Annotated in this window: 16 protein-coding genes; 13 read left to right on the plus strand and 3 right to left on the minus strand. The window is 70.9% G+C overall.

The annotated features are described in order from the left end of the window. Nucleotides 1-53: 53 nt before the first annotated feature. Both GA0115234_RS32970 and GA0115234_RS32975 read right to left on the minus strand, forming a co-directional pair. Nucleotides 54-1,439, minus strand: a complete 1,386-nt coding sequence (locus GA0115234_RS32970; protein ID WP_093549067.1) for a polysialyltransferase family glycosyltransferase — start codon at nucleotides 1,437-1,439, stop codon at nucleotides 54-56. Next, nucleotides 1,436-2,425, minus strand: coding sequence for a glycosyltransferase family 2 protein (locus tag GA0115234_RS32975; RefSeq protein WP_093549069.1), 990 nt, complete (start codon nucleotides 2,423-2,425; stop codon nucleotides 1,436-1,438). The genes GA0115234_RS32970 and GA0115234_RS32975 overlap by 4 nt, the downstream gene beginning before the upstream one ends. A 209-nt stretch (nucleotides 2,426-2,634) precedes the next feature. Here GA0115234_RS32975 and GA0115234_RS32980 point away from each other — a divergent pair, with 209 nt between their 5' ends. The 13 genes from GA0115234_RS32980 to GA0115234_RS33040 all read left to right on the plus strand — a co-directional run bounded on the left by GA0115234_RS32980 (nucleotide 2,635) and on the right by GA0115234_RS33040 (nucleotide 18,058). Next, on the plus strand, nucleotides 2,635-3,984 hold the full coding sequence (locus GA0115234_RS32980) for a DUF6716 putative glycosyltransferase (RefSeq protein ID WP_093549071.1): 1,350 nt from the start codon (nucleotides 2,635-2,637) through the stop codon (nucleotides 3,982-3,984). A gap of 20 nt (nucleotides 3,985-4,004) precedes the next feature. After that, nucleotides 4,005-5,246, plus strand: coding sequence for an acylneuraminate cytidylyltransferase (locus tag GA0115234_RS32985; RefSeq protein WP_093549073.1), 1,242 nt, complete (start codon nucleotides 4,005-4,007; stop codon nucleotides 5,244-5,246). A gap of 78 nt (nucleotides 5,247-5,324) precedes the next feature. Further along, nucleotides 5,325-6,260, plus strand: coding sequence for an N-acetylneuraminate synthase family protein (locus GA0115234_RS32990; RefSeq protein WP_093549075.1), 936 nt, complete (start codon nucleotides 5,325-5,327; stop codon nucleotides 6,258-6,260). An 11-nt stretch (nucleotides 6,261-6,271) separates the two neighbouring features. Next, nucleotides 6,272-7,327, plus strand: a complete 1,056-nt coding sequence (locus GA0115234_RS32995) for a hypothetical protein (protein ID WP_093549077.1) — start codon at nucleotides 6,272-6,274, stop codon at nucleotides 7,325-7,327. Nucleotides 7,328-7,778: 451 nt separating this feature from the next. Continuing rightward, a complete protein-coding gene (locus tag GA0115234_RS33000; protein ID WP_141718517.1) occupies nucleotides 7,779-8,438 on the plus strand; it encodes a hypothetical protein in 660 nt (219 codons plus the stop codon). A gap of 230 nt (nucleotides 8,439-8,668) precedes the next feature. After that, nucleotides 8,669-9,898: an amidohydrolase gene (locus GA0115234_RS33005; protein WP_093549081.1), complete on the plus strand. Its 1,230-nt coding sequence runs from the start codon at nucleotides 8,669-8,671 to the stop codon at nucleotides 9,896-9,898. Nucleotides 9,899-10,285: 387 nt separating this feature from the next. Then, nucleotides 10,286-11,326, plus strand: a complete 1,041-nt coding sequence (locus tag GA0115234_RS33010) for a BMP family lipoprotein (protein ID WP_093549083.1) — start codon at nucleotides 10,286-10,288, stop codon at nucleotides 11,324-11,326. Between the two features lie 248 nt (nucleotides 11,327-11,574). Then, nucleotides 11,575-13,167 carry an ABC transporter ATP-binding protein gene (locus GA0115234_RS33015; RefSeq protein ID WP_093549085.1) on the plus strand — a complete coding sequence of 531 codons (1,593 nt, stop codon included), beginning with the start codon at nucleotides 11,575-11,577 and terminating at the stop codon, nucleotides 13,165-13,167. Beyond that, nucleotides 13,164-14,279 (plus strand): ABC transporter permease, encoded by a 1,116-nt coding sequence (locus GA0115234_RS33020; protein ID WP_093549087.1) that lies wholly within the window; start codon nucleotides 13,164-13,166, stop codon nucleotides 14,277-14,279. The genes GA0115234_RS33015 and GA0115234_RS33020 overlap by 4 nt, the downstream gene beginning before the upstream one ends. After that, nucleotides 14,276-15,565, plus strand: a complete 1,290-nt coding sequence (locus GA0115234_RS33025; protein ID WP_093549089.1) for an ABC transporter permease — start codon at nucleotides 14,276-14,278, stop codon at nucleotides 15,563-15,565. The genes GA0115234_RS33020 and GA0115234_RS33025 overlap by 4 nt, the downstream gene beginning before the upstream one ends. After that, the gene (locus GA0115234_RS33030) at nucleotides 15,562-15,960 is read left to right on the plus strand and encodes a cytidine deaminase (RefSeq protein ID WP_093549091.1); all 399 of its coding nucleotides are present in this window, start codon (nucleotides 15,562-15,564) and stop codon (nucleotides 15,958-15,960) included. The genes GA0115234_RS33025 and GA0115234_RS33030 overlap by 4 nt, the downstream gene beginning before the upstream one ends. 131 nt (nucleotides 15,961-16,091) lie before the next feature. Then, complete coding sequence (locus GA0115234_RS33035; protein ID WP_093549093.1) at nucleotides 16,092-17,369, plus strand: thymidine phosphorylase; 1,278 nt, start codon at nucleotides 16,092-16,094, stop codon at nucleotides 17,367-17,369. A 98-nt stretch (nucleotides 17,370-17,467) separates the two neighbouring features. Then, complete coding sequence (locus GA0115234_RS33040) at nucleotides 17,468-18,058, plus strand: Uma2 family endonuclease (RefSeq protein ID WP_093549095.1); 591 nt, start codon at nucleotides 17,468-17,470, stop codon at nucleotides 18,056-18,058. A 144-nt stretch (nucleotides 18,059-18,202) separates the two neighbouring features. Here the strand turns inward: GA0115234_RS33040 and GA0115234_RS33045 are convergent, their stop codons facing one another. After that, on the minus strand, nucleotides 18,203-21,490 hold the full coding sequence (locus tag GA0115234_RS33045; RefSeq protein ID WP_093549194.1) for a S8 family peptidase: 3,288 nt from the start codon (nucleotides 21,488-21,490) through the stop codon (nucleotides 18,203-18,205). Nucleotides 21,491-21,790: the final 300 nt, after the last annotated feature.

Genomic DNA, 21,790 nt, shown 5'->3' on the forward strand with positions numbered 1-21,790 from the left:
GGACGGGGGCGGCGGCCGTACTCGGCCCACCGCCCCCGCCCCCGACGCCCCCGCTACTGCCGCACCACCCGGCGCCGCACCGACCGGGCCACCCGGCGCACCACCGCGTTGCGCGGCAGGAACGCGAGCTGGGCCGGCACCGCCCCCGGCAGCGCCAGCGAGGTCAGCCGTCTGCGCTTGAAGTAGCGCCAGGTCGTGGCGGACAGGTGCGCGGTCAGATAGCGCTCGGCGGCGGGCCGCAGCCCCGGGTAGATCTTCGGTTGCATCGCGAACCCGACCGCGGTGACCAGCCCGGTCAGATCCGCCGGATCCACCGGCTCCGCGCCCGGCTCCGTCGCCGCCCGCTCGACGGCCGCCCGGTCCGTCACCTCCGGCACCAGCGCGTCCACCAGCGTGACCGGGACGCGGTTGCTGTTCTCGTACGGGGCGAGCCGGTCCAGCAGCATCTCCGTGCCGACCCGGGCCACCGGCAGCCCGTAGAACGCCGACGCGGTGAGCAGCGCCGTCGAGAAGCAGCCGACCACCAGCGCGGGCCGCATCCGCTGGTAGAGCACCTCGGCGAGGACCGGCGCCGTGAGCACCCCGTCGTCCAGCACCGTCAGTTCCGCGCCGAGCCTCCCTGCCTCCTCCCGCATCCCCTTCGACCACTGCGCCGGGGCCGTGGGATGCGGCTTGAAGACGAGGCGCGTGTGGCCGAGCGCGACCGCGCCGCGCATCATCCGCAGATGCAGCTCCTCCTCCTCGGCCGCGCTGATCAGCCCGAGCGCCGAGAGGTACTGGCCGAGCAGCAGCGCGGGCGCCTCCACGGACGGCACGCCGTCCTGGGCCCCGGGCGCGTCCGCCAGCTCGCCGAGCACCTTCAGGAACACCTCGGTCGGCAGGATCTGCGGCGCCACCCCGAACTCCGTGAGCAGCAGCGGCTTCAGCCCCGGCACCAGGTCCAGGTGGAGCAGCCGGCGGACCCGGGTGCCGACCAGCGGGTCGATCTTGTTGCGGGTGGGGCCGTAGCTCATCAGCCCGTCCGCGTACACGTCGACCGGCGCGCCGGTGAAGATCTGTGCGACGGCCAGCGCGGGGTTGACCTGGATCGACTCGACCGCGAGCTCGATGTCGTCGTCGCCGAGCTCCCAGGCCAGGCGCAGATGGCGTTCCCACAGCGGTACGTCGTCGGGGCGCGGCGCCCAGCCGCCCGGGTGGAAGGGGGCGATCGTCGTGTTCCACGAGACCACGTCGTCGAAACGGCCGCGCAGCGCGTCGAACCCGGGCATCGTGTCGAGGGAGGCCGTCGTCTCCGGCACCGCCGCGTTGTTCGAGACGAGCAGGATGCGGCGGTCCGCGTCCGGGAAGCAGCCCGCGTCGAGCGCGGCGGCGAGCGTGGCGGTGCCGTAGAGCGTGGAGGCGAGGAAGATCTGCGTGGTGCGGGACCGGGCGGTGTTCACGCGGCCGTCACCTCCTTGGTGCCCGTGGGGGCCGGGCGGCGGCGCAGCCGGCGCAGCAGGGTGGCGCGCTGCACGTCCATCGAGTCGAGGGCGTCGTCGAGCACCTGCTGAGGCATTCGCTTGAGCGCGGCTCCGCTCATGGACTTCAGTGTGCGGGCCACGGCGGGTTCAAACCTTTCGATCGAGCTCATGTGGTGGAAAATGATCGCGCAATAGGTACGGACCGCTTTCGGCAGCAGTACCTGCGCATCACGGTCTTCCGCGGTTTCCCGAATGACCTGGTCGAACGAGCGAATGAAATCGAGCTGACGTACGTCGCCGATCTGTGTGAGCGAAGAGGCGACGCCGCGCCGGTAGAAAATACCGAGAAGCCCCAGCACCGCGAAGGAATCCGCCTCGCGATGCAGCCGCCAGATCCACGGGCGGTCCTCCGCGGTGCGCAGACCGTCCGTGAAACGCAGCAGCCCCCGGTCCAGCAGCCGCCGGTGGTACAGCCCGGCCCAGGCGTACGGATAGTCGACCGAGGTCGAGCGCTCGGCGGGCAGGATCGCGTCCCGCGGGTCCAGCACCTCGCCCCGTCTGCCGTGCGGGACGCGGTGCACGCTGCGGGTCCTGCCCTCGACCTGGACATGGTCGGTACGGACGAAGTCGCAGCCCAACTCCTCCGTCCTGGCGAGGAGTTCGGCATAGTACCCGGGGGCGAGCCAGTCGTCCCCGTCCAGGAAGGCGAGGTACTCGCCGCGCGCGGCGTCCAGGCCGGTGTTGCGGGCGGTGGCCAGTCCGCCGTTCTGCTTGTGTCTGCGTACGACCACCCCCGGAATCTCGTCCTCGGCGCGGCGCAGTATGTCCGCGGTCCCGTCGGTCGAACAGTCGTCGACGAGGATGAATTCGAAGTCCTCGCGGGCGTTGGCCCGCAGGCTTCTCAAGGTGTCGGGGGCGTATGTCTGCACGTTGTAGAACGGCACGATGACCGAGAGCTTAACCACCCGTCTCACGCTAGGCGCGAGCCCGTCATTTGCCTTGGCCCCAGGAGGGACGTCGGGTGAACGGCGAATGTCGGAATGATGAACCGGGCCGATTCACGGGCGATTGCGTCCCCTTTGTGAAGGCGATTCGCCAAGCGTCGGCGGGCTGTTAACCAGCTGTTGCCGTCACGTTGGGCCGCGAATCGGAATGCCTTCCTAAGTTCTGGGACGTGCCCCCACGTACCGAAAAGACGACCGCCCTCCGGGTAGCCGTACTCGCCGACTCCGACACCCGGTGGAAATGGGGCGCGCTCACCGCGCGCCGCCTCACCTCCGGTGCGTCCGGGGCGTCGGCGCAGCACGTCGAGATCAGCGGACTGCTGCTGCGCGGCCGGGCCACCCCGACCCCGCGCCAGCTCGCCGAGGTCGGCGACGTCGGCATCGAGGCCGGCCGGGTGCGCGAGGTCACGGCCGTCGAGTTCCTGCACAGCGTGCGGGACGAGGGGTACGACGTCGTCGTCCTCGCCCTCGTCGGCGGCGCCGTCCAGGCGATGCTGCACGGACTCGCCGCCCTGCGACTGCCCGCCAGGCCCGTCGTCGTCACCGGCTATGTCGGCGTCGTCTACGAGAAGCTCGCCGACGGACTGCTGCTGCGGCACGGCGCGGACATCGTCCTCGCCAACTCCCGCCACGACGCCGAGCGCTTCCGCGCGGTGTACGAGGGAGTGGGCGCCGACGCCTCGGCCGTCACCGAGGCCGCCCTGCCGTTCCTCGGCGGCGAGCCGCACCGCCCGCAGGAGGGCCGCGACACCGTCGTCTTCGCCGCCCAGCCCTCCGTACCGGCCTCCCGCGACGACCGGATGTACCTGCTGCGCAGGCTCGTCGAGCACGCCAGGCTGCACCCGGACCGCGAGGTGCTGCTGAAGCTGCGCTCCAAGCCCGGCGAGCACACCACGCACATCGAGGAACTCCCGTACCAGCGGCTCGCCGAGAAGCTGCCCGGCGGCCTGCCGCCCAACTTCCGCCTGGTGTACGGGCACATGGGCGAGGTCCTGGACCGCACCGACCTGCTGGTCACGGTCTCCTCGACCGCCGCCCTGGAGTCCCTGCACCGACGTGTCCCGACCGCGGTCCTCACCGACCTCGGCGTCCGCGAGGCACTGGGCAACCACCACTTCGTCGGCTCCGGCCTGCTCACCTCCTGGGACCACCTGGACGGGGGCTTCCGCCCGGAGCCCGACCCGGAGTGGCTGGCCGGCCAGGGCGTCGCCGCCGACGGCACGTACGCCACCGCCTACGACCACGCCCGCGCCCGCGTCGCCGAGCTGCTCGGCGCCGCCCGGCTGCCCGGCCTCGCCCCGTACTACACACCCGCCACCGCACCCGGCTACCTCCCCGGCATCCTCGCCCGCCACCACCTCGCCCCCGACGGCCACCCGCTGCCGGGCGCCGAACGGCCGCGCGAGACCGGGGGAGTGCGCGGCGCGGTGCGCGAGGCGGTGCGGGAAGCGGCGCGCGGCGCGTACCGGCAGGGCGTCCAGCGGGTCGCCCCGGTGATCCGACGGATGGGCGAGCTGTGAACACCACTTCAGGAGCAGAGATGACCCCGACCCCCACCGTGCTCGCCGTGATCCCCGCCCGCGGCGGATCCAAGGGCGTACCGGCCAAGAACCTCGCCCAGGTCGGCGGCGTACCGCTGATCGCCCGCGCGGTGCGCGCCTGCCTGGCCTCCCGCGAGGTCACCGACGTCGTCGTGACGACCGACGACGCGGCCATCGCGGAGGCGGCCCGCGCCGCGGGCGCCACGCTGGGCACCCCCGAGCGGCTGCACATCGTCCAGCGCCCCGTGGCCATCGCCGGGGACAAGTCCAGCAGCGAGGACGCGGTGCTGCACGCCCTGGACGCCTACGAGGCGATGCGCGAGCGGACCGCCGACGTGGTGCTGCTGGTCCAGTGCACCAGCCCCTTCGTACGGCGCGAGGACATCGACGGCGTCGCCGCCGCGGTCGCCCGCGACGGCGCCGACACGGCCGTCACGGTCGCCCCCTTCCACGGCTTCCTCTGGCGCGACGGCAGCGCGATCGAGGAGGACAACTACGGTGTCAACCACGACAAGTCCGTACGCCAGATGCGCCAGGACCGCCCCGAGGACCTCCTCGAAACGGGCACCGCGTACGCCATGGACGCCGCGGGCTTCCGCACCCACCGCCACCGCTTCTTCGGCCACACCGCCCTGGTGCGCACCGACGCCGCGCGGACCCTGGAGATCGACGACCCGCACGACCTGGCCCGCGCCCGCGCCCTCGCGCCGCTGCTCGACCCCTCGCCGCTGCCCACCCTCGACGACGTCGACGCGGTCGTCCTCGACTTCGACGGCACGCAGACCGACGACCGGGTCCTCATCGACGCCGACGGACGCGAGATCGTCGCCGTCCACCGCGGCGACGGCCTCGGCATCGCCGCCCTGCGCAAGACCGGAATGCCGCTGCTGATCCTCTCCAGCGAACAGAACCCGGTCGTCGCCGCCCGCGCCCACAAACTCCGCATCCCGGTCCTGCACGGCATCGACCGCAAGGACCTGGCACTCAAGCAGTGGTGCGACGAACAGTCCATCGCTCCCGAACGTGTCCTCTACGTCGGCAACGACGTCAACGACCTGCCGTGCTTCGCACTCGCCGGCTGGCCCGTCGCCGTCGCCAACGCCCATGACTCGGTCAGGGCGGCCGCCCGCGCCGTCACGACCACCCCCGGCGGCTCCGGCGCCATCCGCGAGATCGCGGCCTGGCTGCTCGGCCCCACCCTCACGAGTCCCACCGCCCAGTCCCCGAAGCAACCCCAGTAACCCCAGTCCCCCAAGCGACTCCAGTAACTCCGGGTCCCCCAAACCCACCACCTCATCCGAGCTAAGGAAACACACCTCATGAGCACCTCCCGTCTGCGCACCCTCGGCACCCGCACCGCCGGCCCCGGCAACCCCGTCTACGTCACCGGCGAGATCGGCATCAACCACAACGGCGACCTCGACAACGCCCTCGCCCTGATCGACGTGGCCGCCGAAGCCGGCTGCGACGCCGTCAAGTTCCAGAAGCGCACCCCGGAGATCTGCACCCCGCGCGACCAGTGGGACATCGAGCGCGACACCCCCTGGGGCCGGATGACGTACATCGACTACCGCCACCGCGTCGAGTTCGGCGAGGCCGAGTACCAGGCCATCTCCGAGCACTGCGCCAAGCGCGGCATCGACTGGTTCGCCTCCCCGTGGGACACCGAGGCCGTCGCCTTCCTGGAGAAGTTCGACGTCCCCGCCCACAAGGTCGCCTCCGCCTCCCTCACCGACGACGAGCTGCTGCGCGCCCTGCGCGCCACCGGCCGCACCGTCATCCTCTCCACCGGCATGTCCACCCCGAAGCAGATCCGCCACGCGGTCGAGGTCCTCGGTTCGGACAACATCCTGCTCTGCCACGCCACGTCGACGTACCCGGCGAAGGCCGAGGAGCTGAACCTCCGGGTCATCAACACCCTCCAGCAGGAGTACCCCAACGTCCCGATCGGCTACAGCGGCCACGAGACCGGCCTCCAGACCACCCTCGCCGCCGTCGCGCTCGGCGCCGCGTTCGTCGAGCGCCACATCACCCTCGACCGCGCCATGTGGGGCTCCGACCAGGCCGCCTCCGTCGAGCCGCAGGGCCTCACCCGCCTCGTCCGCGACATCCGCACCATCGAGGCCTCGCTCGGCGACGGCGTCAAGAAGGTGTACGAGTCCGAGCTCGGCCCGATGAAGAAGCTCCGCCGCGTCGCGGGCGTCGTCGCCGAGAACGCCGAGGCGGCCCCGGCCGCCGAGCCGGTCGCGGTCTGACGGGCCGACCGGTGAACCTCGCCTTCGTCGAGAGCCCGGTCCAGCTCCTGAACGTCCTGGAGTGGGCCTACACAGAGGGAGGCGACGACCGGGTCCTCACGGACATCACGGTCGTCGTCCTCCCCCCGGTCGACCCGATGTCGCGCGGTCAGCTGCGCCGGATGGCGGAGCTGGCCCGCGACGAGGGCGTCAACGTCCGCTGGCAGGAGGCGCGCGGCGGTGCGGGCGCGCCCCTGAAGAGCCTGCGCGACCTGTCCGGACTCGTCCGCAGGGCCGAACACGTCGTCATCGGCGACCCGTTCTCCCGGTACGTACAACTCCTCCTCACCATGGTCCGCGCCCGCCGCCTCACCGTGGTCGACGACGGCACGGCCACCATGGAGTTCGTCGCCCAACTGGCGCGCGGCGAACGCCTGGTGCGCTGGCACCGCAAGGGCAGCTCGGGCCCGCGCGAACTGGTCCTGGCCCCGGTCACCGCCCGCGCCCGCAGCCGCTTCACCCCGTCCGCGACCCGTACGGTCGAGGTCTTCACGGCCATGCCGGTCGAGGCTCCGCCCGGCGTGCGAGTCACCCCCAACACCTTCGCCTGGACCCGCGCCCGCTTCGGCCCGCCGCTGCTCACCAAGGGCGCGGACCTGGTCGGCACCTCGCTGGTCGAGACGGGCGTGGTCGACCGGGACCAGTACCTGGAGGCCGTCGCGTCCCTGTCCCGCACGCACGGCGCGACCCGCTACTTCGCTCACCGCCGCGAGTCCACGGAGAAGCTCCACGCCCTGGAGGCCGCCACCGGCCTGGAGATCGTCCGCCCCGACCTCCCCCTGGAACTCATCGCCCGCCGCGGCCCCATCGGCCGCACGGTCCTGAGCTTCCCCTCCACGGTCGTCCACACCCTGCCGCTGGCCCTGGTCGGCACCGAGGTGAAGGTCGCGGTCTGCGACATCGCCCCGGAATGGCTCCGCGACACGGCCTCCCCCCGCGCCCAGGGCTTCCTGAGCGGCGTCACGGAGACCGCCCGCGACGTCCAGCGCCTGGCGCCCTGGCGGGCGACGGCGGTGACGGAGGCGTAACCGGATCCTGCGGGGGCGGCGCCTCGCGCCGGTCGGCCCCGAGGTGAGCCGACTGTACCGTAGCGGATCACGCCGTGTGCCCGTTTCCTGCGTGGCCTGTACGTTCGGAGCCGGATCGGCAAGGAGCGGTGAGGGACATGCACATCGAAGAGGAACGCCCCGCAGAGGTCTCGCTGCTGCGTCTGCGGCGGTGACACGGCCGGTGCGTCGGACTGCGTCACCGTGGAGATGACGGTGGAGCATCTGCCGACCCGCCAGTGGCTCGGGGCGCACGCAGAGTGCCTCAACGGGTTGCCGGCCGAGGGCTTCGGCGTCGAGCTCCACCAGATGCAGGGGACGGACGCCCCGTCGACGTCATGGATCACCCTGAGCCGTAAGTTGTCTGCCCCCAGGGTTGGTTGGGGGGAAGCCCCGATAGCGGGCAGGGTCGCACCGGCGCGAGCATCGACGCATGACGACGATGCGGATGGCGACGGAGCGACAGAGCGGGACGGCCGATGCGGCCGACATGGCCGGCACGACCGGTACGGGCCGGATGCCGGTCGGAGCGGCCCTGCTCGCGGGGCCGGTCCTGATGGCGGGGTACGGGGTGGTGCGGCTGGTCGGGCGGGCCGTCGGGGATTACGGGCCCGGGGTCTGGTGGACGGCGGCGCATCTGCTGTTCCTGGCCGGGGTGCTCGCCTTCGTGCCAGTGTTCCTGGGGTTGCGGAAACTCGCCGGGGAGCGCGGGGGCGGCCGGGTCGCCGCCGAGGTGGCCGCCTGGACCGGGCTGCTCGGTGCGGCGGCCGTGGTGGTGCAGGCGGTGATCGACCTCACGGCCGGGTTCGTCTCGGCGGACAAGGAGGCCATGAGCGAGATGTTCGACCGGGTGCAGGGCGTGCCCGGTGTGATGCCGTTGGTCTACACCGTGGTGCCGATGCTGTTCTGGCTCGGTCTGCTGGCCCTCGTCACCCTGCTCGCCTTCCTCCGCCGCGACCTGGTCAAGGCGTGGACCCCGGTGCTGGTGCTGGCGGGGACGGCGGCGATGGCCGTGAGCCTGGACCTGCTGCCGGTCGGCGCACTGTGCCTCGGGGTGGCCCTGCTGCCGGTGCGCCGGGGGCTGTCCGGCTGACGGAGCCCGGAGGCCCCCGCCGCGAACCGGTCGCGGAGGGGGCCTCGGTGTACGGAACACCTCGATGCCCCGGGGGCGCACGCCCCGGGAGGGGCGGCGGAGTGTACCCATCTCCCCTACACGTCACTCGCCGTGACACCATCTTTTATTCGTCTATGTGGCTGAACTTTTCTTGTTTCATGGTCAGTTGAAGGGGGAAGGGCCTTACCCTTCACCAGGTGAACCAGTTGATGTCCCGCGAGTCCGAAGCCGAGCCGACGCCCCACGACGAACCGCTCCCCGGCACCCTTCCCGAGGCCCTGCGTGCCGAGCTGATCGCCTTCCGGCGCGACCTGCACATGCACCCCGAGCTGGGCAACCAGGAGTTCCGTACCACCGCGGCCATCAAGGCCCGGCTGGAGAAGGCCGGACTCCGGCCCCGGGTGCTCGCGACCGGAACCGGGCTCATCTGTGACGTGGGCACGCGGGACGACTCCACCCCGCCCGTGCTCGCCCTGCGCGCCGACATCGACGCCCTGCCCATTCCGGACACCAAGACCGGTGTCCCGTACCGCTCCACCGTCCCCGACCGGGCGCACGCGTGCGGGCACGACATCCACACCACCTCGGTGCTCGGCGCCGGGCTGGTGCTCGCCGAGCTCGACCAGCGGGGGCTGCTGCCGAACCCCGTGCGGCTGATCTTCCAGCCGGCCGAGGAGGTGCTGCCCGGCGGGGCGCCCGACACGATCCTGTCCGGGGCGCTGGAGGGCGTCGGGCGGATCATCGGCGTGCACTGCGACCCGAAGGTGGACGTCGGGCGGATCGGGCTGCGGGTCGGGGCGATCACCTCGGCCTGCGACCGGCTGGAGGTGTCGCTCGACGGTCCGGGCGGGCACACCGCCCGTCCGCACCTGACCACCGACCTGGTCACCGCCGCCGCCAAGGTCGCCACCGAGGTGCCCGCACTGCTCGCCCGCCGGGTCGACGCACGGGCCGGGCTCGCCGTCACCTGGGGGCGGCTGGAGACCGGCCACGCCTGCAATGTGATCCCGCAGCACGCCGAACTGTCGGGCACCGTCCGCTGCCTGGAACTGGGCGCCTGGCGGGAGGCCCCCGACCTGGTGCACGCGGCGATCGACGAGGTGGCCGGGATGCACGGCGCCAAGACGGTGATCGACTACGTACGGGGCGTCCCGCCCGTGGTGAACGACGCCGCCGCGATCGATCTGCTCGCCACGGCGATGACCGCGCGCCGCGGATCGTATGCGATCGAGGACACCGAACAGAGCCTGGGCGGCGAGGACTTCTCCTGGTACCTGGAACACGTCCCCGGCGCCATGGCCCGGCTCGGCGTCCGTACCCCCGGCGACACCGCCCGGCTCGATCTGCACCGCGGCGATTTCGACGCCGACGAGGAGGCGATCACGGTCGCCGTCGAGCTGTTCACCGCCTCCGCGTTGCTGAACGGCCGCCTCGGCTGAACAGGAGCGGACGGGTCGGACGGGAGCGGGCGGGCACGGACGGAAGCGGACAGGAGTGGGCGGTAGCGGACAGGCGCGGACGGGAACGGACAGGAGGCGTCGGCCTGTTTGAGGTGATTCGGTGGCGAGGGCGGTGTCGGCCGATCCGACCGCCCGATCCGACCGCCCGGTCCGTGCCTCCGCCCGGCGGAGTACCGTGTCGTCGAGCCGTTCACCGCCTCCGCGTCACCCGGCGGCAACCACCTGTAATCGGATGGGTCGCCCCTCGTTCGCGACGATCCGATAACGGCTTCCGTACAGGGCTTTATCTGACATCTACGCGCGTTACGATCGCCGCGAAACCAGCGCCGGAAGAGGCGCTTCGGTCAGGTTTGAAGGAGCCTTCCCTTGCGCCGGGTATCCAAGATCACCGCTGCGTGTACCGTCACTGCGGCCCTCGCCCTCACCGCCTCCGCGTGCGGCGAGTCGTCCACCGAGAGCTCCGGCTCCGACAAGGGCAAGATGAAGATCGGCATGGCCTACGACGTGGGCGGCCGTGGTGACAACTCGTTCAACGACTCCGCCGCGCGTGGTCTGGACAAGGCCAAGTCCGAGTTCGGCGCCGAGACCAAGGAGCTCACCGCCAAGACCGGTGAGACCCCCGCCGACCGTGAGCAGCGCCTGGAGTCGCTCGCCGAGGGCGGCTACAACCCGGTCGTCGCCGTCGGTTTCGCGTACAAGGACGCGGTCGACAAGATCGCCGCCAAGTACCCGAAGGTGAACTTCGGCCTGGTCGACTCGGTCGCCTCCGCCAAGAACGTCGACAGCATCGTCTTCACCGAGGAGCAGGGCTCCTACCTCGCCGGTGTCGCCGCCGCGCTGAAGTCGAAGGACGGCCAGGTCGGCTTCATCGGCGGCGTGGACCTCCCGCTGATCAAGAAGTTCGCCGCGGGCTTCCAGCAGGGTGTCAAGGACACGAACCCGAAGGCCAAGGTGCAGATCCAGTACCTGTCCACCGGCTCGGACCTGTCCGGCTTCGGCAGCCCCGACAAGGGCTCGTACGCCGCCAAGGGCATGCTCGACAAGGGCGCCGACGTCATCTTCGCCGCCGCGGGCGGCTCGGGTGCCGGTTCGATCGAGGCCGTCGCGGGCAAGAAGGGCGCCTGGTCCATCGGCGTCGACTCCGACCAGGCCCTCGACCCGTCCCTGGCGAAGTACAAGGACACGATCATGACCTCCGTCGTCAAGAACGTCGACGGCGGCGTCTACGACCTGGTCAAGTCCGTCAAGGACGGCAAGCCGCTGGCCGGCACGCAGACGTACACCCTGGCGAAGGACGGCGTCAGCCTGACCACCACGGGTGACCACTTGAAGGACATCCAGGCCAAGCTCGACGAGGCCAAGAAGAAGATCGCCGACGGCACCATCAAGGTCAAGACCACGACCTGATCCACCGTCGATCGGGGCCCGGGTGAGCCGCTTCGGCTTCACTCGGGCCCCGATTTCACGTACGGGCCCGGCTGTCTTGCCGTAGCCGTACGCACACGGTCCGCGACCTGTCATCAGGTGGCCAACGATTCGGTGGCGCTACGCGCGTAGCGTCCGCCGGGCGCGATACCTTTCACGCTCCCACCGCCTCCGCCCTCCGCTCCTGCCAAGGAGAGTGCGCCATCAACGCGTCCAGCAGTCCCCATGCCGTGGAGCTCCGCGGCATCACCAAGCGGTTCCCCGGGGTCGTGGCCAACCACGACATCGACATCACCGTGCGCCGTGGCACCGTCCACGCCCTCGTCGGCGAGAACGGCGCCGGCAAGTCCACTCTGATGAAGATCCTGTACGGCATGCAGAAGCCGGACGAGGGCACCATCGCGGTGGACGGCGAGCAGGTCTCGTTCCACAACCCCGGTGACGCCATCGCGCGCGGCATCGGCATGGTGCACCAGCACTTCATGCTCGCCGACTACCTCACCGTCCTGGAGAACGTCGTCCTCGGCTCCGAGAAGCTGTACGGCATCGGCGACCGGGCCCGCGCGAAGATCAAGGAGATCTCCGACTCGTACGGCCTCGGGGTCCGCCCGGACGCCATGGTCGAGGACCTCGGGGTCGCCGACCGGCAGCGCGTGGAGATCCTCAAGGTCCTCTACCGCGGCGCCCGCACCCTGATCCTCGACGAGCCCACCGCCGTCCTCGTACCGCAGGAGGTCGACGCGCTCTTCGACAATCTGCGCGAGCTCAAGGCCGAGGGCCTGACCGTCATCTTCATCTCGCACAAGCTGGGCGAGGTCCTGTCGGTCGCCGACGAGATCACCGTCATCCGGCGCGGTACGACGGTGGGCACCGCCGACCCGAAGAGCACCACGACCAAGCAGCTCGCCGAGCTGATGGTCGGCAGCGAACTCCCCTCGCCCGAGACCCGCGAGTCGACCGTCACCGACGTACCGATGCTGACCGTCGACGGCATGCGGCTGAGCGCCACCGACCCGGACGGCGTGGTCCGCTCGGTCCTCGACGGCATCGGCTTCACCATCCACAAGGGCGAGGTCCTCGGGATCGCGGGCGTCGAGGGCAACGGCCAGTCCGAACTGGTCGACGCGATCATGGGCATGCGCCAGCTCGACGCCGGAACGGTCACCCTCGACGGCGCCGACATCTCCCGCACGCCCACCCGCAAGCGTCGCGAGGACGGCATGGGCGTCATCCCCGAGGACCGCCACCGGCACGGACTGCTGCTGGAGGCCCCGCTCTGGGAGAACCGCATCCTCGGCCACGTCACCGAACGCCCCAACAGCAAGGGCGCGTTCCTCGACCTCAAGGGCGCCCGCGCGGACACCGAACGGATCGTGCGCGAGTACGACGTCCGTACCCCCGGCATCGACGTCACCGCCGCCTCGCTCTCCGGCGGCAACCAGCAGAAGCTGATCGTCGGCCGCGAGATGAGCCACGACCCGAAGCTGCTGATCGCCGCGCACCCGACCCGGGGCGTGGACGTCGGCGCGCAGGCGCAGATCTGGGACCAGATCCGCGAGGCGCGGCGCGAGGGCCTCGCGGTGCTGCTGATCTCCGCCGACCTGGACGAGCTGATCGGGCTCTCCGACACCCTGCGCGTCATGTACCGCGGCCGGCTGGTCGCGGACGCCGACCCGGCGACCATCACTCCGGAAGAACTCGGCTCGGCGATGACGGGCGCGGCCACCGGCCACCTGGAAGCGCCGGACGACTCGGGTGCCGAAGGCGCCGAGAGTGCCGACAGCACCGACACCGACCCCCGGAACGGGGGAGAGGACCGATGAAGAAGATCGACAAGGAGCGGCTGCTCCTGGGGATCGCGGCCCCCGTACTCGCGATCGTGGTCGCCTTCCTGGTGACCGCACTCGTGCTGGCCGCCACCGGCAAGGAGCCGTTCAGCGCCTTCGGCATCATGTTCGACTACGGGCTGAAGTCGGACAGCCAGGTCTACATCCTCAACAAGGCGACGACGTACTACCTCGCGGGTCTCGCGGTGGCCGTCGGCTTCCGGATGAACCTCTTCAACATCGGCGTCGACGGCCAGTACCGCCTCGCCGCCTTCTTCGCCGCCGCGGTCGGCGGCGCGCTGACACTGCCCGGCGCCCTCCAGATCCCGCTGATCATCCTCACCGCGATGATCGTCGGCGCGATGTGGGCCGGTATCGCCGGTGTCCTCAAGGTCACCCGGGGCGTCAGCGAGGTCGTCTCGACGATCATGCTGAACGCGATCGCGACCGCGGTCATCGGCTACCTCCTCCAGCAGGGCCGCCTCGGCCACCTGGACGAGGCCGGCACGAAGATCTCCACCAAGCCGCTCCCGGAGTCCTCGCACTTCTTCGAGTTCCCGACCACCCCGTCGCCCGTCTGGGGCTTCATCGTGGTCGCGGTCGTCGCGGGCGTCGCCTACTGGTTCACGCTCTCGCGCACCCGCTTCGGCTTCGACCTGCGCACCGTCGGCCAGTCCGGCTCCGCGGCCGAGGCCAGCGGCGTCGACGTCAAGAAGATGGTCATCACCTCGATGCTGATCTCCGGCGCGGTGGCCGGTCTGATCGGCATGCCGACCCTCCTCAACGACAGCTACGAGTACAGCGGGGACTTCCCGGTCGGCATCGGCTTCACCGGCATCGCCATCGCCCTCCTCGGCCGCAACCACCCCGTCGGCATCGCGCTCGGCGCACTGCTCTGGGGCTTCCTGGAGCGCGGCACCGGCAAGCTCGAATTCGAGGGCTACGACAAGGAGATCGTCGGCGTGATCCAGGGCGTCATCGTCCTGTGCGTCGTCATCGCCTACGAAGTCGTCCGCCGCTTCGGACTCAAGCGCCAGCAGAGCAAGGTCGGCGCGGAACTCGCCGCACAGGCCGCCCGTAACAACGACCAGCAGGAGGTGTCGGCGTGAGCGCCACGGCGACTTCCACCCCGCCCCCCGCGGCCCCCAAGGTCTCCGGCGGCAAGGGCGGCCGCACCCGCCTCTCCTTCCCCGTCGTCCTGCTGATCATCGCGGGCGTCCTGCTCGCGCTGTCCGCCGTGCGCGCCATCACCGGCGCGCAGGACGTCACCTCGGCCGGGCAGATCAGCGCGGCCCTCGCGATGGCCGTGCCGATCGGCCTCGCCGGTCTGGGCGGCCTCTGGGCCGAGCGGGCCGGTGTGGTCAACATCGGCCTCGAAGGCATGATGATCCTCGGCACCTTCTTCGGTGCCTGGGCCGGCTGGCAGACCAACCCGTGGCTCGGCGTCCTGGCCGGGGTCGTCGGCGGCATGCTCGGCGGGCTGCTGCACGCGGTCGCGACCGTCACCTTCGGCGTCGACCACATCATCTCCGGTATCGCCATCAACATCCTGGCGCTCGGCTTCACCACCTACTTCGCCAAGCTCTGGTTCAACTCCGGCGAGGCGGCGGCCAAGGGCGGCAGCCCGAAGCAGTCCCCACCGGCCGACGACATCACCTCGGTGACGGTCCCGGGCCTCTCCGACTGGCTGCACTCCATCGAGAAGCACCACTGGTTCTTCGTCTCCGACCTGGCCGGTGTCCTCGGCGGCCTGGTCACCAACGTGTCGCTGCTGACGATCGTGGCCATCGTCCTGTTCGTCCTCACGTTCTTCGTGCTGTGGAAGACCTCGTTCGGGCTGCGGCTGCGCTCCTGCGGCGAGAACCCGATCGCCGCCGAGTCGCTCGGCGTGAACGTCTACACGTACAAGTACATCGCGGTGATCGTCTCCGGCGGCATGGCCGGTCTCGGCGGTGCCTTCCTCTCGCTGGTCACCTCGCACATCTACAACGAGGGCCAGACCGGCGGCCGGGGCTACATCGGTCTCGCCGCGATGATCTTCGGCAACTGGCGGCCCGGCGGGCTCGCCATGGGCGCCGGCCTGTTCGGTTTCGCCGACGCGCTCCAGCTGCGCAACGGCGGCGAGTCCGTCCACGCGCTGCTCCTGCTGCTCGTGGTCGTGCTGGCCGTGCTCGCGGCCTGGAAGCTCTACCGCAAGAGCTTCGTCCAGGGCGTGGTCAGCGCGGTCATCGCCGCCGCGGTGCTGGTCTGGTACCTCGGTACGGACACCGTGCCCACCGAGTTCGTGAGCGCCACCCCGTACATCGTCACGCTGCTCGTCCTCTCGCTCTCCGCCCAGCGGCTGCGGATGCCGAAGGCGGACGGCATGCGCTACCGCAAGGGCCAGGGCAAGTGACGGCCGCGGCGGAGGTCGACTGGGCGGCGCTGCGGAGCGCCGCACGGTCCGTGATGACCCGCGCGTACGTCCCGTACTCGCACTACCCGGTCGGCGCCGCGGCACGCGTCGACGACGGCCGTACGGTGTCCGGCTGCAACGTCGAGAACGCCTCGTACGGCATCGGACTCTGCGCCGAATGCGGACTGGTCTCCCAGCTCCAGGCCACCGGCGGCGGCCGGCTCACCCACTTCACCTGCGTGGACGGGGCGGGCGAGATCCTGGTGCCGTGCGGCAGGTGCAGGCAGCTGCTGTACGAGTTCGGCGGCCCCGAACTCGTCCTGGAGACGCCGGACGGGCTGCGCACGCTCGACGAGATGCTGCCGCAGGCGTTCGGACCGGACCATCTGAAGTAGCGGACGCCCGCAGCGTCCACCGTGGCCCTCCCGCCCGCCGGGAGGGCCACCCCCATCTCCACCCTCTATGCGCGTAGAGTCATTCGGGACTCTTGCGTACCGTACGTACCGGCCGGAAGGACTCCCAGGACATGGACGCCATCTCCGTCATCCGCACCAAGCGGGACCGAGGCGAGCTGACCCCCGAGCAGATCGACTGGGTCATCGACGCGTACACCCGCGGTGAGGTCGCCGACGAGCAGATGTCCGCGCTGGCCATGGCGATCCTGCTGAACGGCATGAACCGCACCGAGATCGCCCGCTGGACCGCCGCGATGATCGCCTCCGGCGAGCGGATGGACTTCGCCGCGCTCTCCCGGCCCACCACCGACAAGCACTCCACGGGCGGCGTCGGCGACAAGATCACCCTGCCGCTCGCCCCGCTGGTCGCCGCCTGCGGCGCCGCGGTGCCGCAGCTCAGCGGCCGGGGCCTCGGCCACACCGGCGGCACCCTGGACAAGCTGGAGTCCATCCCCGGCTGGCGCGCCCACCTCTCCAACGAGGAGATGCTGAACGTCCTGGACACCACCGGCGCGGTGATCTGCGCCGCCGGTGACGGGCTCGCCCCCGCCGACAAGAAGCTCTACGCGCTCCGCGACGTCACCGGCACCGTCGAGGCCATCCCGCTCATCGCGAGCTCCATCATGTCCAAGAAGATCGCCGAGGGCACCGGGGCGCTCGTCCTGGACGTCAAGGTCGGGTCCGGCGCCTTCATGAAGACCATCGAGGACGCCCGCGAACTGGCCTCCACCATGGTCGCGCTGGGCACCGACAGCGGTGTGCGCACGGTCGCCCTGCTCACCGACATGGCCACCCCGCTCGGCCTGACCGCGGGCAACGCCCTGGAGGTGCGCGAATCGGTCGAGGTGCTGGCCGGCGGCGGCCCCAAGGACGTCGTCGACCTCACCCTCGCCCTGGCCCGCGAGATGCTGGACGCGGCCGGGCTCAAGGACGCCGACCCGGAGAAGGCCCTCGCCGACGGCTCGGCGATGGACGTCTGGCGCCGCATGATCTCCGCCCAGGGCGGCGACGTGGACGCCCCGCTCCCGGTCGCCCGCGAGCAGCACGTGGTCACGGCCCCGTCCACCGGCGTACTGACCCGCCTGGACGCGTACGACATCGGCGTCGCCGCCTGGCGCCTCGGCGCGGGCCGGGCCCGCAAGGAGGACCCGGTCCAGGCGGGCGCGGGCGTCGAACTGCACGCCAAGCCGGGCGACACGGTGACGGCCGGCCAGCCGCTGCTGACGCTGCACACCGACACCCCCGAGAAGTTCGACTACGCCCTGGGGGCCCTCCCCGACGCGTACGACATCGCCCCGGCCGGCACGGCCTTCACCGCTACTCCGGTGGTGCGGGAACGTATCGCCTGACCTGCGGCTTTCTCATTCGCGTGAACGGGACCGGTGGACTGCCACCGGTCCCGTTCGGCATGCTGGACTCGGTGACGCACCGATAAGAGGAGACCGCCATGAGCGCACTCACCGTCGATCCCGCCCCCGGCCACGGCCAGGAGTGGGACGACCTCGTCCGGATCTGGGAGGAGACGGACGCACCCGAGGGCTGCAAGGTGGAGATCATCGAGGGGATCGTCACCGTGTCGCCACCGCCGTCCAGGGACCACAATCTCACCGCCGCGCGGCTGCAGCGCAGTCTCTACGGAGTCATTCCGGAGGACTGGGAGATCTTCCAGACCCTCGGCGTCTCGGTGCCGGGGCGGGCCGGGCTCTACATCCCCGACCTGGTCGTCGTGCCGGACTCCGTGGTGATCGGGCCGGGCAACCGCATCCCGGCCGAGGAGGCACGACTCGTCGTCGAGATCACCTCGCAGGCCAACGCCGACCACGACCGCATCCGCAAGGTGCAGGGATACGCGAAGGCCGGTGTCGCGCTGTTCCTGCTGCTCGACCCATGGCATTCGGGCCGCCCCACCGCCACCCTCTACGGGGAGCCCGACAACGGCACCTACCGGGTGCTGGACACGGTCGAGTACGGGGGGAAGCTGACGCTGCCCGAGCCGTTCGGGCTGGACCTGGACACGGGGATGTTCCCCGTCAGTTGAGCGGCGTTGTGGCGCTGCGGTGGCGCGGCGCCGGTGCTCCCGGTGCGGGGCGCGGACGTGGAGCGGCCCGCCGGGACAGGGGGGATCCGTCCCGGCGGGCCGCCGTCATGGGGCCGGTGGGCTCAGTGGCTCACCGATGGCCGGTCACTTGCCGAAGTACGCGTTGTAGATCGACACCGACGACTTGTTGCCCTTCTTGTCCGTGACGTTCGCCCGGTAGGAGATGGACTTCCCCTTCGCGGGGTTCTTCACGGAGATCTTGCCCGCCTTGACCGTGGACTTCTTCCAGGTCTTGCCGGCGTCGTAACTGACGTACACCGTCAGCGACTTGAGGTTCTTCCCGGCGGCCGCACCCTGCACCGTCACGGGCACGGAGGCGGTCCGGCCGGCCGTGACCTTGCTGTCGATGGTGACGTTGGGCGTGAACCGCACCGTGGAGACCGGCAGCATCGCCGGACTCGAGGTCCGCTGGGAGCGGAAGGTCCAGCTCGCGTCGATCCGGGTGGAGACCGGGGACAGCTTGGTGCTGCGCCGTGCCGAGGTCGTCAGCCGGTAGTCGGCGGCGGCGGACGGAACGGCGAAGGGGGTGTCGCCCAGCAGCGGGTCCTCGTTCTGGGCGAGCTTCTTGCCGTTGCGGTACAGGACCGTCGTGGCCGAACTGTAGGCGGAACCACCGAGGTTGCCCTGCCCGTCGGCCACCAGCGGCAGCATGCCGACGATGTTGTTGCCGTCGCGGAGGATGCCGTACTCGGAGGTGACCGCGGGGCCGAACACCGCGGTGTTGACCTTCTTCGTGTAGGACTTGCCCGCCTTGAAGGACTGCGGGGCGAGGGAGTACGACGCGTCGGTCACCGGGTAGCCGTCCGAGTCGACTCCGCCGTCCTGGGCGAAGTCGAGGCTCCACTTCACCTTGTCGGCGGTGGAGACGTAGGAGGTGACATTGCCGGGGATCTTGTGGAGCGACCAGGCCGACCAGCCGCCGTCCGAGTCGGGCAGCATGCCCGAGGCGGCGAATTCACCGGTCTTGCCCTTGGCGGGCGAGCCGAGGGAGACACCGACCTTGGCCAGCTGGCCCGCGGTGTACTTCCGCTCGAAACCGGTGGCCGCCTGGGTCACCGGACCGCCGGCCACGATGTCGTACCGGGTCGAGGCTCCCTTGGACCAGCTGCCGATCCAGTGCTGCGAGAGCGAACCATCGGTCACCTTCGGGCCGAAGTGCGCGGTGCGGAAGTTCTTGTACGTGTCGAGGATCCAGCCGTAGGAGTAGCCGCCGTCCTGGGTCGTGCGCTCAAGGTCGGGCGAGGCCAGCAGGGACGTCGTCCCGGTGGCGGGCACGGTGATGTTCACCGGCTTCGCCTTGCGCGCGTCGAGCGTCACGGTGAGGTTCTTGGTGACGTCCAGCTTCGGCTGGGCCAGCCAGTCGGTGCCCTTGGCGTAGTCCTCGGGGTCGACGGTGACGCCCGTGTTCAGTACGTATCCGCCGGCGGGGACCCGGATCTTGGCCGTACCGGCGGTGCTCGTCGGGTTGAACCACTCGCCGTTGGCCTTTCCGGTGAGGCCGAAGAGGTCGGAATCGGCGAACTCGGCGGGCTTGCCGTCGCGTCCGATGGTCTTGACCGTGAGGTCGTAGGACTCGATCTCCCGCTCGACCGCGGCCGCGGTGCGGACGCTCTGGCCGCCGCCCGTCGCGACGACGTACGCGGAGTAGGTGCCGTCCGTCGTGCCACCGAGCTTGGTGTTGACGGTCAGCGGCACCTCCGCGGTGCCGCCCGCGGGGACGGTCACCTTCGTGGCGCCGAGGCCGAAGAAGCCGGCCGGGGCGGGCTTGCCCTTCGGGTTGGTGGCCGTGACCGCCAGGTCCAGGGTGACATCGGCCGTGCCGAGGTTGCGGTACGTCACCTTCTTGGTGACCGGGGTGTCATCGGTGTGCGGCCACTGCTGCACCCCGAAGCTCACCGAGACCGGGTCGGCGACGACGGTCTGGGTGATCGCCCGGTCGACCGCGATCCGGCCCGAGCCCTGCTCGAACGGCGTGTACGCGCCCGGCTTGGTCGAGGCCGTCAGCGCGCCCTTGAGCTCGGCGTACTTCCACTCCGGGTGCTGCTGCTTGAGGAGCGCCGCGGCACCCGCGACGTGCGGGGTCGCCATGGACGTACCGGAGATCGTCAGGTAGCCGGGCGGGTTCTGCCCGACCTCCTGGTCGATGGCGGAGCCGGGTGCGGCCGCCGCCGTGATGTCCACGCCGGGCGCGGTGACATCGGGCTTGATCGCCCCGTCGCCGATGCGCGGGCCACGGCTGGAGAAGTCGGCCAGCTGGTCCTTGTCGTCGACCGCGCCGACGGTCAGCGCGGCATCCGCACTGCCCGGGGAGTCGACCGTGCCGGCCATGTCGCCCTCGTTGCCCGCCGCGATGGCGAACAGGACGCCCTGGTCGGCCGACAGCTTGTTGACCGCCGCTTCGAGCGGGTCCACCTCGGGGGTGTCGCTGCCGCCGAGGCTCAGGTTGATGATGTCGGCGCCCTGTGCGACCGCCCACTCCATGCCGGCCAGGATGCCGGAGTCGTCGCCGAAGCCGTCGTCGTCGAGCACCTTGCCTTCCAGCAGCTTGGCGTCCGGGGCCACGCCCTTGAACTTGCCGCCCGACTTGGCGCCCGAACCGGCCGCGATCGAGGAGACGTGGGTGCCGTGGCCGACCCGGTCCTTGGTGTCGGGCGAGGCGGTGAAGTTCTTCGCGTCGAGGATCCGGCCCTGGAGATCGGGGTGGGTGGCGTCCACACCGGTGTCCAGTACGGCGATCTTGACGCCCTTTCCGGTGTAACCGGCCTTCCAGGCGGCAGGGGTGCCGATCTGCGGCACGCTCTTGTCGAGGCTCGCCCGGCGGACGCCGTCCAGCCAGACCCGGTCGATACCGGCGGCCGTGGTGCGCTGCGCACTGTGCGCCGCCTTGGCGGTGAGTGCCTGCCAGATGTCCTGGGCGTCGCGCTGCGGCGTGGTCACCGACTGGGCGTTCAGCGAGTTCAGGGTCCGGTCGACCCGGGTGGAGCCCGCGTTCCGGACCTCGGCCTTGGCGGTCGCGGCCTGGGCGCCCCGGTAGGAGACGATCAGCTTCAGGCCCGACTTCTGGGCCCTGCGGTTCTCCGCACGGCTCAGCTCGGTGATGTCGAACAGCCGGCGGTCCAGCTTGCCGGAGCTGATCAGCCGGTGTGCGTCGGCCGGGACGAGCAGGGTGTGGCCGTCGCGTATCTGCCGTTGTACGGGTATGTGCTCGCGCCCCTTGGCGGCCCGGAAGGCCACGAACCTGCCCTTGGCGTCCACGGTGACGCGGTCGCCGGTGATGAGCGTCAGTTCGTGCCCGGTGGCGGACCCGCCGCCGGCCGGGCGGAGGGTGCCGGGGCGGGTGGCGTCGGGCTGGGCCATGGCCGGGGTGGTCATCCCGGCCGCGAGTGCCACGGCGGCGGCCGCGGCGACGGTCGAAACACACGCGTTCTTCACGTGTCTGCGCAACTCTCCCCCTGGAGAATCAGGCGGCCCCGAGGGGCCACTGGTCAGTCGGCACCGCTGGGACGCCGGTGCCGGCCGGTTCAGATATCTAGAGGGGAAATCGACTGCGGAGGTTCACAGAAAGCACACAGATAACGGGAGTTGACGGAACTTCACCGCTACTGCGCGGTGTGCCGGGGCGGGTGCGGAGCGGGTGCGCGGAGGTGCGAGGGCAGCCGCCGGGCGGGTACG

The sequence above is a fragment of the Streptomyces sp. DvalAA-43 genome (genome assembly GCF_900091725.1).
GTDB lineage: Bacteria > Actinomycetota > Actinomycetes > Streptomycetales > Streptomycetaceae > Streptomyces > Streptomyces pulveraceus.

Coding starts and splice junctions, on each gene's coding strand:
- GA0115234_RS32985 (WP_093549073.1), top strand. CDS start 4,005: ATGACCCCGACCCCCACCGTGCTCGCCGTGATCCCCGCCCGCGGCGGA.
- GA0115234_RS32990 (WP_093549075.1), top strand. CDS start 5,325: ATGAGCACCTCCCGTCTGCGCACCCTCGGCACCCGCACCGCCGGCCCC.
- GA0115234_RS33000 (WP_141718517.1), top strand. CDS start 7,779: ATGACGACGATGCGGATGGCGACGGAGCGACAGAGCGGGACGGCCGAT.
- GA0115234_RS33005 (WP_093549081.1), top strand. CDS start 8,669: ATGTCCCGCGAGTCCGAAGCCGAGCCGACGCCCCACGACGAACCGCTC.
- GA0115234_RS33020 (WP_093549087.1), top strand. CDS start 13,164: ATGAAGAAGATCGACAAGGAGCGGCTGCTCCTGGGGATCGCGGCCCCC.
- GA0115234_RS33035 (WP_093549093.1), top strand. CDS start 16,092: ATGGACGCCATCTCCGTCATCCGCACCAAGCGGGACCGAGGCGAGCTG.
- GA0115234_RS33040 (WP_093549095.1), top strand. CDS start 17,468: ATGAGCGCACTCACCGTCGATCCCGCCCCCGGCCACGGCCAGGAGTGG.
- GA0115234_RS33045 (WP_093549194.1), bottom strand. CDS start 21,490: ATGACCACCCCGGCCATGGCCCAGCCCGACGCCACCCGCCCCGGCACC.